This window comes from Amycolatopsis sp. NPDC114484 (genome assembly GCF_055633755.1).
This window is the reverse complement of the sequence record NZ_JBVKDQ010000004.1, coordinates 185,197-198,390: the sequence shown is the minus strand read 5'-3', so window position 1 is coordinate 198,390 and position 13,194 is coordinate 185,197. Positions and strand designations below refer to the sequence as shown.

The 13,194-nt window shown below is 67.9% G+C and carries 13 protein-coding genes; 6 read left to right on the top strand and 7 right to left on the bottom strand.

The genetic code is table 11. The features are described 5' to 3' along the window. Window positions 1–5: 5 nt before the first annotated feature. Window positions 6–1,604, bottom strand: a complete 1,599-nt coding sequence (gene serA / locus ACZ7SW_RS13350) for a phosphoglycerate dehydrogenase (RefSeq protein WP_470230659.1) — start codon at window positions 1,602–1,604, stop codon at window positions 6–8. An 80-nt stretch (window positions 1,605–1,684) separates the two neighbouring features. Beyond that, a complete protein-coding gene (locus tag ACZ7SW_RS13345) occupies window positions 1,685–2,284 on the bottom strand; it encodes a TetR/AcrR family transcriptional regulator (RefSeq protein ID WP_470230658.1) in 600 nt (199 codons plus the stop codon). Between the two features lie 207 nt (window positions 2,285–2,491). On the opposite strand from ACZ7SW_RS13345, the gene ACZ7SW_RS13340 reads away from it, so the two are divergent. From ACZ7SW_RS13340 to ACZ7SW_RS13325, 4 genes are all read left to right on the top strand, one after another. Continuing rightward, window positions 2,492–3,343: a TIGR03620 family F420-dependent LLM class oxidoreductase gene (locus tag ACZ7SW_RS13340; RefSeq protein ID WP_470230657.1), complete on the top strand. Its 852-nt coding sequence runs from the start codon at window positions 2,492–2,494 to the stop codon at window positions 3,341–3,343. Window positions 3,344–3,673: 330 nt separating this feature from the next. Then, entirely contained in the window at window positions 3,674–4,300 is a 627-nt protein-coding gene (locus tag ACZ7SW_RS13335) for a DUF1345 domain-containing protein (RefSeq protein WP_470230656.1), read from the top strand. Window positions 4,301–4,455: 155 nt separating this feature from the next. Then, window positions 4,456–5,802, top strand: coding sequence for an ankyrin repeat domain-containing protein (locus ACZ7SW_RS13330; protein WP_470230655.1), 1,347 nt, complete (start codon window positions 4,456–4,458; stop codon window positions 5,800–5,802). Between the two features lie 92 nt (window positions 5,803–5,894). Beyond that, entirely contained in the window at window positions 5,895–6,791 is an 897-nt protein-coding gene (locus tag ACZ7SW_RS13325) for a nuclear transport factor 2 family protein (RefSeq protein ID WP_470230654.1), read from the top strand. A 759-nt stretch (window positions 6,792–7,550) separates the two neighbouring features. Here the strand turns inward: ACZ7SW_RS13325 and ACZ7SW_RS13320 are convergent. From ACZ7SW_RS13320 to ACZ7SW_RS13310, 3 genes are all read right to left on the bottom strand, one after another. Then, complete coding sequence (locus ACZ7SW_RS13320; protein WP_470230653.1) at window positions 7,551–8,579, bottom strand: HEAT repeat domain-containing protein; 1,029 nt, start codon at window positions 8,577–8,579, stop codon at window positions 7,551–7,553. After that, window positions 8,573–9,253, bottom strand: a complete 681-nt coding sequence (locus ACZ7SW_RS13315; protein WP_470230652.1) for a HEAT repeat domain-containing protein — start codon at window positions 9,251–9,253, stop codon at window positions 8,573–8,575. The genes ACZ7SW_RS13320 and ACZ7SW_RS13315 overlap by 7 nt, the downstream gene beginning before the upstream one ends. A 108-nt stretch (window positions 9,254–9,361) precedes the next feature. Further along, window positions 9,362–9,901, bottom strand: coding sequence for a cupin domain-containing protein (locus ACZ7SW_RS13310; protein ID WP_470230651.1), 540 nt, complete (start codon window positions 9,899–9,901; stop codon window positions 9,362–9,364). A gap of 105 nt (window positions 9,902–10,006) precedes the next feature. Here ACZ7SW_RS13310 and ACZ7SW_RS13305 point away from each other — a divergent pair, with 105 nt between their 5' ends. Beyond that, window positions 10,007–10,567, top strand: a complete 561-nt coding sequence (locus ACZ7SW_RS13305; protein WP_470230650.1) for a TetR/AcrR family transcriptional regulator — start codon at window positions 10,007–10,009, stop codon at window positions 10,565–10,567. 232 nt (window positions 10,568–10,799) lie between these two features. Next, complete coding sequence (locus ACZ7SW_RS13300; RefSeq protein ID WP_470230649.1) at window positions 10,800–11,624, top strand: M55 family metallopeptidase; 825 nt, start codon at window positions 10,800–10,802, stop codon at window positions 11,622–11,624. Window positions 11,625–11,807: 183 nt separating this feature from the next. Here ACZ7SW_RS13300 and ACZ7SW_RS13295 read toward each other — a convergent pair whose 3' ends face one another. Then, window positions 11,808–12,071 carry a DUF397 domain-containing protein gene (locus tag ACZ7SW_RS13295; protein ID WP_470230648.1) on the bottom strand — a complete coding sequence of 88 codons (264 nt, stop codon included), beginning with the start codon at window positions 12,069–12,071 and terminating at the stop codon, window positions 11,808–11,810. 108 nt (window positions 12,072–12,179) lie between these two features. Continuing rightward, entirely contained in the window at window positions 12,180–13,193 is a 1,014-nt protein-coding gene (gene ilvC, locus ACZ7SW_RS13290; protein WP_378310188.1) for a ketol-acid reductoisomerase, read from the bottom strand. Window position 13,194 lies beyond the last annotated feature (1 nt).

The window sequence follows — 13,194 nt, the reverse complement described above, 5'->3', positions numbered from 1 at the left end:
CTGGACTAGCTGAAGTCGACGGCGCGGATGGTGTGCGCGCCGACGGTGGCTCCGATCGGCTCGAGCACGTTGGCGTCCACGTGCCGGTCGACGCGCAGCAGCATGATCGAGTCGGAGCCGTCGGTGCTCTGGCTGATCTGCGCGGCCTCGATGTTGATGCCCGCCTCGCCGAGCAGCGTGCCGACGCGGCCCATCACGCCGGGACGGTCCGGGTACTCGATGACCAGGACGTCGCCCTCGGCGCGCAGGTCGAAGTGCCTGCCCTTGACCTCGACGATCTTCTCGACCTCGTCCTTGCCGGTGACCGAACCGGACACGGTGAGCGTCGCGCCGTCGCCGTGCACCGCGCGAAGGGTGACCAGGCTGCGGAACTTCGGGCTCTCCGACTCGGTAACCAGCTCAGCCTGCACGCCGAGCTCCTCGGCCAGCCGCGGCGCGTTCACGAAGGTGACCTGGTCCTCGACCACGCCCGCGAACAGCCCGCGCAGCGCCGCCAGCTTCAGCACCGCGGTGTCTTCGCTGGAGATCTCGCCCTTGACCTCGACGGTCAGCGACGTGGGAGCCTTCGGGTTCAGCGCGGTCAGCACCTGGCCGAGCTTCTGGGTGAGCGACAGGTACGGCCGCACGTGCTCGCCGACCGCGCCGCCGCCGGACACGTTCACCGCGTCCGGCACGAAGTCGCCGCGCAGCGCCAGCAGCACCGACCGCGCCACGTCCGTGCCCGCGCGGTCCTGCGCCTCGGCGGTGGACGCGCCGAGGTGCGGCGTGACGACGACGTTCGGCAGGTTGAACAGCGGGCTCTCGGTGGTCGGCTCGGTGACGAACACGTCGATGCCCGCGCCGCCGACGTGGCCGCTGCGCACCGAGTCGGCCAGCGCCTCCTCGACGATAAGACCGCCGCGGGCGGCGTTGACGATGATCACGCCGGGCTTGGTCTTCTTGAGCGCCTCGGCGTCGATGAGCCCCTTGGTCTCCGGGGTCTTCGGCAGGTGGATGGAGATCGCGTCGGCGCGTTCCAGCAGCTCGTCGAGCGTGACCAGCTCGATGCCCAGCTGGCCGGCGCGCGCGGCCGAGACGTAGGGGTCGTACGCGATGAGCTTGGCCCCGAAGGCGGCGAGCCGCTGGGCGAACAGCTGGCCGATCTTGCCGAGCCCGACGACGCCGACCGTCTTGCCGTTGATCTCGACGCCGGAGAACGAGCTGCGCTTCCACTCGCCGCCGCGCAGGCTCTGGTCCGCGGCGGGAACGCGGCGGGCGACCGCGAGCAGCAGCGCGACCGCGTGCTCGGCGGCGGAGACGATGTTCGACGTCGGCGCGTTCACCACGAGCACGCCGCGCTCGGTGGCGGCCGGGACCTCGACGTTGTCGAGCCCGACGCCGGCGCGGGCGACGACCTTCAGCTGAGTGGTCGCCCCGAGCACCTCGGCGTCGACCTTGGTGGCGGATCGGACCAAGAGCGCGTCGGCGCTCTTCACCGCCTCGAGCAGAGCGGGACGGTCGGTGCCGTCCACGTGCCGGACCTCTACCTCTTCACCGAACACACTCAGCACGGAGGGCGCGAGCTTCTCCGCGATGAGGACTACGGGTTTGCTGGGCTTGGTCACGATGCGGCTCCCACTATCTGGTCACGAAATCGAGGACGCTCTCTCGCGGCGCACGTCGTTGTGCCCGGACTCGCGGGAGTTTAACGCGGGGCGCTGACAGCCCGCTGCCCCCGCTGTTCACTTGTTTGTAATCCGGTGAAGACAAGCGCCATCAGGCGCTCTGTACCGCCGTCGCCCGGTAGGTGGGATCCGGCCCAGGAAGCGCCGTGCAGCAGCAAAAGCAGCTCTTGGACGGTCACGTCGGTGCGGAAAACGCCGGCCGCCTGCGCCCTGTCCACTAGTTGGGACGCGGCGTCGCGCATTGCCGCACAGGAAGCGTGCAGCCGCGACTCCGGATCGTCGAACGCGTCGGCCAGCATTTCGGTAAGCCCACGGTAAACGGCGGAGGTTTCGCCGAAGCCGATGAGCCAGGCGTACAGGGCTTCGAGCGAATCTTCGGCGAGGAGCAGTTCGCGCGCCTTCTCCGCCTGGGTGTCGAACCGGTCCCGCAGCAACGTCTCGATCAGGTCTTCCCTGGTCGGGAAGTGGCGGTAGAGGGTGCCGATCCCGACGCCGGCGCTGCGGGCGACGTCCTCGAGCGAGGCGTCGACGCCGCGTTCGGCGAAGGCACGCCTCGCTTCGGTCAGCAGGCGTTCGTAGTTGCGGCGGGCGTCCGCGCGCATCGGCTTGGCGTCGGTCATCTCGGGTCCGAGCTTATCCCGTGACAAATCGGAGGGCTCCTCCGTATAGTAACCGGAGGCAGCCTCTGGTTCTGGGGTGTGTCCTCAGTGGACGTACCAGCCGGGCTGCGCCGGGATCGACGCCGCGCCTCCGCGGCCACGGAACTTCTTGGAGTCTGTTGTGGATGTGTTCGCAAAGCTGACCACCTGCGTGGATGGCGGGGCACGATGACGATTGGAATCTGGACGTTCGCCTTTGACGGCAAGGAAATCGGCGAGGTACGCGCGGCTGCGGGCGAGGTCGAGTCGCTGGGTTTCGCGGCGCTGTGGTTCGGCGAGTACCGCGGACGGGAGGCGTTCACCCAGGCGGCATTGCTGCTTGAGGCGACGACGAAGTTGACCGTGGCGACCGGGATCGCACGCTTTTCCGAACGGTCGGCAGTGACCGCGGAAGCCGCCGGACGCACGTTGACCGAGGCGTATCCGGGCCGGTTCACGCTCGGACTCGGTGGACATCGGCCTGGCGGCGGAGGCAGTGCGATGCAGGACTATCTCGACGCCATGGATGCGGCCGAACTGGACTTTTCCACTGATAGCGCGGGTGTTTCCGGTACCCGGCCGCGTCGGCTGCTAGCCGCCCTCGGACCGAAGATGCTGAAGCTCGCGGCGACCCGGACCGCCGGCGCGCACACCTATTTCGTCCCTCCGGAGCACACAGCGTCCGCCCGGGAAACTATGGGACCCGACGCCTACCTCGCAGCCGAACAAGCCGTCGTCCTCGACCCTGATCCCTTGCGGGCACGGCAAATCGCCCGCGAACACGTCGCCGGATACGTGCGACTGGCCGCACACCAACGAGCGAATCTGCGCCGCCTCGGTTACACCGAGAACGATCTGTCCGACGGCGGCAGCGACCGTCTCGTCGACGCGATCGTGGCCTACCGCAGCGAGACTGAAGTCGCCGACCGAATCCGCGCCCACCTGGACGCCGGCGCGGACCACGTCTGCGTCCAGGTTCTCGGTGCCGGACCCGAGATTCCGCTGGACGGCTGGCGTCGTCTCGCGTCGCTGGTGCTCTGATTCCCGGTGGGGCTTTCGGAGCTTTTCGCGAAAGCCCCACCCCGGCCTGTTCCCGACGTCTCGCCAAAATCCGGCTACTCGCCGGCCCGCGGTTGCCGACGCCATCCCGCCAACCGTGGAAAAACCCAGTTCACCACCGATTCGCCACTGAGCGGCGAAACCGCTCACCTCCGCTGCACGGACACTTCCACCTTTACCGGAGCCATCCCCTGAGCACCCGGAACTTCCCCTGAACAGGCGACCTCGCCAGGACCGTTTCGCCGCCCAGCGGCCACAACCCGCTGTTATCTTCGCCAGACGCCTCGCCCGCGTTCGCCCCGGGAGCCGCCGGTGTTCACGAAACTCGCCCTCGCCGCGTCCCGGCTGGTCGAACTCATCCTCCTGGTGCTGGGGATCGTCACCCTCATCAACGATGACAACGTCCTAGCCCTTCTCTTCTGGGATCTGCTCGCACTGATCTACCTGGGCATCCGGATCGCGCGCGTGTCCCGTAGCCGGAAAATCGACCACACCGACGCCCGGTGGCTGAAAGGCGTTCTCGGCCGCCGGCTCGGATTGCTGTTCACGCTGTTGACCAGCCTCGTCGGCGTCACCGGCGGACTGTCGATCGTGCTGCCGGAAACGACGGGCATCGATCCGACCGACGCGAAAGTCGTCGGCGTCCCCGCAGTCCTGCTGGCCTGGGCGATCCTGCACTTCGGCTACGCAGAACGCTACGCCCAGACGTACTACGACAGCCTCCCGACGCAGCACTTCCGCTTCCCGGAAACCGAACGTCCCACACTGGCCGACTTCACCTATTTCGCGTTCACCATCGGGACGAGCTTCGCGGTTTCGGACGTCGAAACGCGGACGACGTCGATCCGTTCCCTGGTGCTCGCGCACAGCGTGCTGTCGTTCATGTACAACACGGCCACGCTCGGCATCGCGGTCAGCGTCATCACCGGCGGACGTTGACCCTTCTGGGTTACAGTGCTTCTCGCGCGGCAGGGGCCGCGTCCTGTCCGCGGAAAGGGCCGAGCCCACCCCGTACCACGAGTTACCGAGCTTTCCTTCTTCCCTGCCCGGTGCCGGCGGACCACGGGGCGCACGAGGGAAGAAAGGACTCCCTGATGACGGCCTTGCCCGCCAACCCAAACCTCGGCCAACTCCGCAAACAGGCTAAAGAACTCGCCCGCGCCGACTCGGTCGCACTGTCGGAAGCGCAGTTCCGACTCGCTCGCCGCTACGGATTCCCCAGCTGGCCGCAACTGCAGGCGTACGTCCGCCGAATCGCCGAGCACGGCCCGGACGTCCAGCACGCCTACCACCAGGACGTCGAGTACTACCGAGGCCGCGCCGTCGGCCTCCTCGCCTCAGCCGAAGACGGCACCCCAGCCGCCCGCGCCGCCTTCGACCGCCACGACCAACCGCTGACCCGCACCGGCGCCCTAGCCGTCATCGCGCGAGAGCACGGTTTCCCAACCTGGCGGGCGTTGAAAGCCCATGTCGAGGATTTGCCGAAAAACGGCGAACCGTTCGCCCGGGCGTATCAGCTGGTAGAAGCCCGGGATTTGGACGGCCTGTCAACGCTGCTGACCGAAGCCCCGCACCTGGCCCACGCCCGAGGCACCAACGGGAACGATCTCCTCGGCATGGCGTCCGCGACCCACGACGAACGCCTCGTCCGCGTCCTGCTCGCCCACGGTGCCGACCCCGCGCGAGCCAACGCCCACGGATGGACTGCCTTACATCAAGCCGCCTACAGCAATTTACCACTGATCGCCGACCTCTTGATCAACGCCGGCGCGCCCTTGACCGTCTCAGGCCGCGGCGACGGCGGAACCCCGCTCGTTGTGGCCTTATTTTGGGGAAATCGCGCTGTTGCCGAAAAACTGGCAACGCACGAACGGTCCCCTCACAACCTGCGCGTCGCAGCCGGTCTAGGAGACGACGCACTACTGGATGAACTCGTCAGTCCACAGGGGACTCTTTCCCCAGCAGCCGGCGCGCACCGTGAGTTCTACCGTCCCCACAGCGGTTTCCCCTTCTGGCAGCCCACAAATGACCCCGGAGAGGTCCTCGACGAATCACTGGCCTGGGCCGCCCGCAACAACCAAGTAGCCGCATTACGCACCCTGACGTCGCGCGGCGCGAACCTGGACGCCGACGTCTACCGCGGCACCGCTCTCACCTGGGCAGCGACGTGTGGCCACTCAGCGGCGACAGAGACTCTGCTGTCGCTGGGCGCGAACGTCAACCACGTCGGCACCTTCGGCGGCCCACGCCACGGCGTCGGCGTCACGGCGCTGCACCTGGCCGCCCAGAGCAACCGACTAGACGTCATCGAACTCCTGGTGAGCGCCGGTGCCGACCTCACCGCGCGCGACGCCCTCTGGGACAGCACCCCCGAAGGCTGGGCGGAAGCGTGCGACAGCCCCGCCGCCCAAGAACTGCTGCGTCGCCTCCGTCGCCACTAATCGGCAACTCTCCCCCGCTGGACAACCGGAGTCTGCAGTCCGTATCGTAACGGACTGCAGACTCCGGTTAACTCACCCCTGCGGAGGCCCTCATGCGAACCCCACGCGACCTGTTCGACCAGCTCTCCACCGGAATCACCGACGGTCGCTTCGCCGACCTCGCCCAGCTCTACGCCGAAGACACCGTCGTAGAACACCCCACCGCAGTACCGAGGCCTGGGCGCATGGAAGGCCGCGACGCACTACACGACCGCTTCGTCAGCGGCCTCGGCCAAACCCTCCGCCTCAAACGCCACGACGTGACCATCCACGAAACCGCCGACCCCGAGGTAATCGTCGCCGAATACCAATACACCGCGGAATCACGGAAAACCGGCCGAACGACCGAGTCGGCCAACATCCAAGTCCTCCGCGCACGCGACGGACTCCTCGCCCACACCCGCGACTATCACGATTACCTGCGCCTGGCCGCCATCCAAAACGCGACCGCCGGCCTAGTCGAGGCATACGCCCAAGCGCCCGCTTACGAACCTCGCCCCATCGCACCACGCCCAGCCGAACTCTTCGCCCCGAACAGCCGCGAAGGCGTATTCCAACGAGTGGTCTTCGGCGTCGCCGACGGACGCTGGTCCGAACTCCCCGACCTCTATGCGGCAAAAACCGATATCCGACACCCGTTCCTGCCAGGTGCCCCCATCCTCCGCACCCGAGACGACCTGCGCACCCACTTCGCCGCCGGTGCCGCGCTAGCCCTCCAAATCGAAGTGACCGATTTGGTCCTCCACCTGAGCACCGACCCGGAAGTCATCATCGGCGAGTCGACCTACGTAGGCGAAACCAGCACTGGGGCGGCGTTCCAGGTGAACAACATCTTCGCGATGCGCATCCTCGACGGGCAGATCGTCGAATCCCGCGACTACGGCGACCACCTCGCCCTGGCCGCAGCCACCGGCCGCCTACCGGAACTCGTCGCCCGCGTCGCCGATTAACGGCAACACCTCCACGGCGTCGCCACTGAACGGCAACGCCTCGGCCGACGCTGAACCACCGTCGCCACTAAACGGCAACACCCCACCAATCCCGGACGCCCCGACCTCTCAAGAGCACCCCAGCACTAAGTCGCCGCTCAATGGCGACACCCTCACCCACGCTAAACACCGTCACCGCACAGCGACGGTTCAACGCAACGCCGACCCTTAACGGCGACTCGGCTTCACCGGGCCGGACCACAGCCAACCGACTGTTGAATCCGCGGTCGCCATTCAGCGGCAACATCCATCACCGCGCCCCGCCCAATGCGCAGTAAGCACTCAGCCAAACCCTCGCCGCACAGCGGCAAATCTCGCCGACACACTCGTCGCCACTGAGCGGCGACAACTGCCGCCGTGCCCTTCGCCGTTCAGCAGCAACCTCCGCCGCCGCGGCCTTCGCTACTCGTCAGCACGAACCCCCGCAACTCTCGCCGCTCAGCGGCAACCACCCCGCCCGCCGGAGCCCTCGCCGCTCAACGGCAGCACCCCGGCAGATCTCGCCGCCGAGCGGCAAATACCCGCCCCGTTGCCTGCGGCCAACCTTCCCGACGACTTTCGCCAACCACCGGCAATTCATCCCGCAAGCTGCCGCCCAACCGGCCGCGCCAGTCACCGCTGAACGACAACACACCCCGCAGCAACTTTCGCCACTAAATGGCAAATGCCCCTGACCAGCACCGATACCCTCGAATCTCCACCAGGTCAACCACACACGCCCTAGGCGCTCCCAGCGACCTCACCAGCGCCACCACGCTCTTCAACAACCTTCACAAGAGCCGAAGCCACCAACGCCACAGCCGGATCCCCATCCTCCGCCAACCGCCGCAGCGCCCCCTGCGCAAGAGTCCCCGGCATCTCCGCGAGCGCCTGCGTCAACCGGATCCGCACCGCGGAATCCGCAGGATGCGCAGCCACCGCATCGACCAACGCGTCGACAATCCCATCCACACCCCCATCCGCCAGCGCGCCCAAAACCTCAGCCGCCTCGACGTCGTTTCGCCCCTCAACGACCATTTCGACAAGCGTCGGCACCGCCTCCTCGGCACCGCGCGCCCCCAAAGCGAGCGCCGCATGCCGGCGGACCACAGCATCCGAGTCGGCGAGCGCGTCCATCAACACCGCAGTCGCCTCGTCGCCGGGCAACTCGATGAGCGCCAGGATCGCGCGTCGGCGGATTTCGGCGTTCTCCGAGCGGAGGCCGGACGCCACATTCGCCACCATGTCGCCACCAGTCCGGGCAAGAGCCCACCGCAGCGCGCCGGCGACGTTCGGATCGGATTCGGCGAGAACTGCTTTGGCCAGCACCTCACCGGGGACCGGCACATCGTCGGCGGGGGCCAAAACGGTCTGCTGCCGACGTGCGGCACCAGGTGAATTGAGCCCGCGCAGCAGTTCGACGATGCGCAAGGCACCCTCCCATCCGGAGGGTGCCGAGGCATCGACCGCGCGGAGCCGGTCAAGCAGTTCCTGCTCCCGCTTCAGCCGGTCTTCAGTTCGCCGGATGAGGTCGCCGACCAGTTCCGCCGGCACGAAGGCGGGATCCTCCAGCGCCCGGCCGATCTGCCGCAATGACATCCCGAGCGACCGGAGGCTCTCCACGTGGAAGATCCGGCGGATGTCGTCGGCGGAGTACTCGCGATAGCCGCCCACGGTGCGGCCGGTCGGCCGCACCAGCCCGAGGGCGTCGTAATGCCGGAGCATCCGGGTACTCACCCCCGAGCGGCGGGCGACCTCGCCGATCAGCACGCGGTTTCCTGAGCCCGCTCCGGACCGAGCGCGACGATCCGTTTCGCCTCGTCCACGGCCTGGTCGAAACCGGTGTCCGGGTCACGAAGCAGCCGCTCAGTGGCGACGGCGTGCGCCCGAACGGTCGGGTCGGTGCTCGTCAACGCGGCCTCCAAAGCCGGCTCGATCACGGAGCCGAGCGCGACCAACGCGCGGCTGAGGCTGAGCTGCAGTGTCCGGTCACCGCGGCCGAGTTGTGTCGCCAGTTCCGCGGCCAGTCCGGCCTTGTCCTCGTCGGGCACGAGGACGACAGCCGCCCGCCATGCGCTTCTCGCGACCTCGTCGTCGGCGTCGCGCAGCAACGATCGGGTGATCGCTGGCCACACATCCTGGTCGCCGATTTTGGACAACGTGTGCAACGACTGGCTCCTGGCCTGCGCCACCGGGGACCGCAGCTCCGCGAGAAGCCGCGGCACCGTGTCCTTCGCCGGGAACCGGGTCAACGCCCAGGTGAGCATGTCGCGCACGAAAAAGTCCGGCTCGATCGCGCACCGTGCGACGAGCGCCTCCACGAGGCCAGGGCCGTCCGGGCGCGTTCCGATCGTCAGCGCGACCTGCAGCCGCGTCGACGAGTCCCCGGAGCCCAACGCCTCGATCATCCGGGCGAGCTGGGAATTCATCTGTGTCGAGTTCATCGGGATCACCTCCGCCGACCAGTGAAGACCTTGTCACAATGTCAATGTCAAACCCGGCGGGCACAAGATCGGCAAAGGAACCGTCGCCGCTCAGCGGCGAAACCAGGTCTACGCCCGATCCGCTCCGACAGCGACGCCGACGATCGTGCACGGTTCGGCACCATGGTTTCGCCAGGCGTGCCGCGTGCCGTTCTGGACGAGGACATCGCCCGCCCGCAAGACCGTCTGGTCTCCGTCGTCCAGCTCCAACGTGACCTCGCCCGAGACGATCAGGACGTAATCGAGACTGTCGGTGGTGTGCGTGCCCGGCGCGTCGGGCTCCATCGCGCCGGCCGCGCCCGGTGCCTGCCGCTCCAGCTTTTCCCAGGCTGCGGGCAGGTCGACATCCGGCGACGGGGTCAGCTCGCCGGGCGCGATCGTGTTGATCATGAACCGTGAACCGTCCCGCGGCGGGTAGTGCGCCTCGGCGCGACGCGGCGAGCCGTCGTCTGGGAACACCGGTCGTTCGTCCCGGCCCCACAACCGGTAGATCGCGCAGCCAGGCATCAGGTCGGAAGTGATCGGTTCGACGGCACCGTCGTCGACCACGCGGGCCTTTCCGTCGGAGTCGTGTCCGGTGACTACTCGGCGAACCTTCGCGTGTGCCATTTCGATCGCCCCTCAGTACGGCAGCGTATGGATACGGATGCGTATGGATACGCCACCGTATCCAGCGCGGACAGCGCCGTCAATACGGTGGCGTATCCTCCGCGCATGGTGAACGACTCGCCCCGGCTGTCCGCCCAGGACTGGACGCGGGCCGCGCTGAAGGCGATCGCGGACGGCGGGCTCGCCGCGGTCGGAGTCGAACCCCTCGCGCGGACGCTCGGCGTGACCAAGGGCAGCTTTTACGCGCACTTCCGCAACCGGGACGAGCTGATCACCGCGGCTCTCGCCGATTGGTGGCGAAACCACGGCGAAGCGGGACTCGCCGAGTACGCCGCGATCGCCGATCCGGGGCAACGGCTGCGCGAGCTGCTCACCGCCGTCGTGCGCGCTGTCCAGCCGTTAGCGCCGTCGGTGCACCTGAGTCTGCTCGGAGACCGCAACGACCCTCGGGTCAAGGAAGCGGTCAGCCGCGTCAATCAAGCCCGGCTGAACCTCCTGACCAGTACTTACCGCGAGCTTGGCCTCCCACCGGATGAGGCGGCGAACCGGGCGCGGGTCGTTTACGCGGCCATTCTCGGGCTGCAGCATCTGGCCCAAACCGAGCCGGATTCGCCGAACCCCGACGCGCTGGCGGACGCAGCAGCTGCACTCTTTCTGCCGTCCTGACCGTCAGCCCGCGCATACCGACCGCGACAGTGCTGGCCGCCCAGCGGCGAATCCGCCGGGACACGCTCCCGTCCGGCAAAAGCAGATTCGCCAAGAATCGGCTAACCCCTGGTCAACCAGGCATTCACAGACCCGAGAGCCCACGCGTGCGAGACAAGCTGATTGCCCCTGTTACGCCCCGGATCGCTCGATAGGGTGGCATTCCTAGCCGTGCGTCGCCGAGGAAGGTCTGATGGAGATGCGGGTGCTCGTCTCGGTCGACATGGAGGGAATCGCCGGGGTGGTCCACGGCGAAGAGGTCATTCCCGGGCACAGCGAATACGAACGCAACCGCAACCTGCTCACCGCGGAGGCCAACGCCGCGGTCCGCGGGATCTACGCCTACGACGCGGCCGCACAGGTACAGGTCACCGAGGCTCACGCGAGCTTCCGGAACCTTCTGCCCGAACTGCTGGACCGACGTGCCGAGCTGCTCCGCGGCACGCCCAAGCCCGGCGGGATGATGGCGGGATTGGCCGAGGATACGGACGCTGTGCTGTTCATCGGCTATCACGGCAAGGCCGGCACACCCCGCTCGGTCATGGCGCACACTATCTCCGGCGGGACCATCGCGGACGTGCGTTGCAATGGCCGTTCCTTGGGCGAAATCGGCCTGAACACCGCGCTCGCGGCGCACTACAGCGCACCGCCTGTGCTGGTAAGCGGCGACGACTCTGTGGCAACTGAGGCAGCCGAGGTAGCGCCGGGCATCCGCTCGGTAGTGGTCAAACGCGCGCTAGGTGCTCTTGCGGCGGCGATGCTGCATCCCGACGAGGCATGCGACCGCATCGAGCACGCGGTACCCGAAGCACTGGCCGGTCGGGCGGACATCCGTCCGCTGCGCTTCGACGGGCCGGTCCAACTGGAGGTCCAGGTGCATCGGCCCCGGATGACCGAGCACGCACTGCTGGTGCCGGGAATGGAACTCGCCGACGGCTGCACCCTGCGCTACCAGGCACCGGACTTCCCGACGGCCTACCAGGTCACCGAACTCATCGCGACGCTCGGAGCCATCTGAGCCCAGCTGCCAGGTCCACCTCGCCGACGGGGAACGCCGCAGGCGCGCTGTATCGACGCTGACGTCCGGCCTGGACAGTCATGCCGCGAACGTCACATTCGCCGCTGCGGGGCAACAACCGCCCAAAGGCCAGGCATCCGGCCCACCCCGCTCGTCCAGGCACGAAGCCACACCAGCGAAAACCTACGACCCCGGCAGCTCGAACTCGCCATCCCGAACCCCGCGCGTGAACGCGTCCCATTCCGACGGCGTGAACACCAGCACCGCCCCGTCCGGGTCCGTCGGCTGCCGGATGGCCACGTAGGTCACCCCGTCCGAATGCGGGACGAACGCGTATTCCGCGCAATGCTCCAGGGTCACGCCCGCCGGTTCGGCGCGGATCCAGGTCGCGCCGGTCAGGTCGAGTTCGTGCCGGATGTGCGCCTTGTCGTCGGTCGGGCGGCTCATCGGCACAGCGTATCCGCCGTTCGGCGGCACCGCCTCGGAACGGAAAAGAGGCCCCGCCGTCCGGCGAACGGACGACAGGGCCTCTTCCTGAGATACCCGAGATACCGGTCAGGCGGTCTCGGTGATCGGCCGGTCCACCCACGACATCAGGTCGCGCAGCTTCTTGCCGGTCTTCTCGATCGGGTGCTGGTTGCCCTCTTCCTCGAGCTTCGTGAACTTCGGCCGGCCGGCCTCGTCCTCGGCGACCCACTCGCGGGCGAAGGTGCCGTCCTGGATCTCGCCCAGGATCTTCTTCATCTCCTCCTTGACGGCCGGCGAGATGACGCGCGGGCCGCGGGTGAGGTCGCCGTACTCGGCGGTGTCGGAGATGGAGTAGCGCTGGCGCGCGATGCCGCCCTCGTACATGAGGTCGACGATCAGCTTCAGCTCGTGCAGCACCTCGAAGTAGGCGATCTCCGGGGCGTAGCCGGCCTCGGTGAGCACCTCGAACCCGGTCTGCACCAGCGCGGACGCGCCGCCGCACAGCACGGCCTGCTCGCCGAAGAGGTCGGTCTCGGTCTCCTCGGTGAAGGTCGTCTTGATGACGCCGGCCCGCGCGCCGCCGATCGCCGCGGCGTAGGACAGCGCGAGCGCCTGGGCGTTGCCCGAAGCGTCCTGCTCGACCGCGATCAGGCAGGGCACGCCCTTGCCGTCCACGAACTGGCGGCGGACCAGGTGACCCGGGCCCTTCGGGGCGACCATGGCGACGTCGACGTTGGCCGGCGGCTTGATCAGGTCGTACCGGATGTTGAAGCCGTGGCCGAAGAAGAGCGCGTCGCCGTCCTTGAGGTTCGGCGCGATGTGCTCGTCGTAGATGAAGCGCTGCTTCGTGTCCGGCGCGAGGATCATGATCACGTCAGCCTCGGCGGCCGCCTCGGCGACCGACAGCACGCGCAGGCCCTGCTCCTCGGCCTTCGCCCGGGACTTGGACCCCTCCTGCAGGCCGATGCGGACGTCGACGCCCGAGTCGCGCAGGCTCAGCGAGTGCGCGTGGCCCTGGCTGCCGTAGCCGATCACGGCGACCTTGCGACCCTGGATGATCGACAGGTCGGCGTCGTCGTCGTAGAAGATTTCCACTGCCATG

Excerpts from the sequence above, each read along its gene's own strand:
- ACZ7SW_RS13315 (WP_470230652.1), bottom strand. The coding sequence starts at position 9,253 with ATGAACTCGACACAGATGAATTCCCAGCTCGCCCGGATGATCGAGGCG.
- ACZ7SW_RS13310 (WP_470230651.1), bottom strand. The coding sequence starts at position 9,901 with ATGGCACACGCGAAGGTTCGCCGAGTAGTCACCGGACACGACTCCGAC.
- ilvC (WP_378310188.1), bottom strand. The coding sequence starts at position 13,193 with ATGGCAGTGGAAATCTTCTACGACGACGACGCCGACCTGTCGATCATC.
- ACZ7SW_RS13295 (WP_470230648.1), bottom strand. The coding sequence starts at position 12,071 with ATGAGCCGCCCGACCGACGACAAGGCGCACATCCGGCACGAACTCGAC.
- ACZ7SW_RS13330 (WP_470230655.1), top strand. The coding sequence starts at position 4,456 with ATGACGGCCTTGCCCGCCAACCCAAACCTCGGCCAACTCCGCAAACAG.
- ACZ7SW_RS13325 (WP_470230654.1), top strand. The coding sequence starts at position 5,895 with ATGCGAACCCCACGCGACCTGTTCGACCAGCTCTCCACCGGAATCACC.
- ACZ7SW_RS13340 (WP_470230657.1), top strand. The coding sequence starts at position 2,492 with ATGACGATTGGAATCTGGACGTTCGCCTTTGACGGCAAGGAAATCGGC.
- ACZ7SW_RS13345 (WP_470230658.1), bottom strand. The coding sequence starts at position 2,284 with ATGACCGACGCCAAGCCGATGCGCGCGGACGCCCGCCGCAACTACGAA.
- ACZ7SW_RS13300 (WP_470230649.1), top strand. The coding sequence starts at position 10,800 with ATGGAGATGCGGGTGCTCGTCTCGGTCGACATGGAGGGAATCGCCGGG.
- ACZ7SW_RS13305 (WP_470230650.1), top strand. The coding sequence starts at position 10,007 with ATGGTGAACGACTCGCCCCGGCTGTCCGCCCAGGACTGGACGCGGGCC.